General features: G+C 66.4%; 1 protein-coding gene. It reads left to right on the top strand.

The genetic code is table 11. The features are described 5' to 3' along the window. Positions 1–16: 16 nt before the first annotated feature. Positions 17–797, top strand: a 781-nt coding sequence (locus AC1D15_RS35260) for an ABC transporter substrate-binding protein (RefSeq protein ID WP_477829743.1), incomplete at its 3' end; no start/stop codon positions are given.

The following is a 797-nucleotide window of genomic DNA, read 5'->3' as shown; positions in this document are numbered from 1 at the left end:
GTAAAAGGCCAAGTTCGTGCAGGGCTACCTGGACGAGCCCGAGGTCGAGCGCGTCGACTGGGGGCCCGATTTCCTGGCCGATGCGAACGACTCCGACGAGGTCAAGAAGCGCTTCGAGGAGCGCGGCTTCCAGTTCCCGCAGACGGTCGACATCTCGATCTGGTACCTCGGCTTCAACATGCTCGACCCGGTGGTCGGCAAGGGCGCGACGCCGGAAGAGGACGAGCGCCACCGCAAGCTGCGCCAGGCCGTCTCGATCGCGATCGACTGGGAAGAGGGCTACGGCCGCATCTTCATCCAGAAGGGCGGCGTCGCGGCGCATGGCCCGGTGCCGGCCGGCCTGTTCGGTTCGCGCCACGGCACGCCCGAGGGCTACAACCCGATCACGCACAAGATGGTCGACGGCCGCGTGGTGCGCCGCTCGGTCGACGAGGCCAAGCAGCTGCTGGCCGAGGCCGGCTACCCCGACGGCCGCGACGCGAAGACCGGCCGCCCGCTGGTGCTGAACTACGACTTCCAGCGCGCGATCACGCCGGAGTTCCGTGCCGAGCTCGACTGGATGGTCAAGCAGTTCGCGAAGATCGGCGTGCAGCTCGAGATCCGCGCGACCGACTTCAACCAGTACCAGGACAAGACGCTGAAGGGCAAGCACCAGATCTTCTGGGCCGGCTGGCTCGCCGACTACCCCGATGCGGAGAACTTCCTGTTCCTGCTGTACGGGCCCAACTCGAAGAGCAGGCACGAGGGCGAGAACATCGCCAACTACGACAACCCCGAGTACGACAAGCGCTACAAGC

It is taken from the genome of Rhizobacter sp. P2_H2 (genome assembly GCF_056403375.1).
The sequence above is the reverse complement of the archived record's forward strand: the minus strand, read 5'-3'. Positions and strand labels throughout refer to the sequence as shown.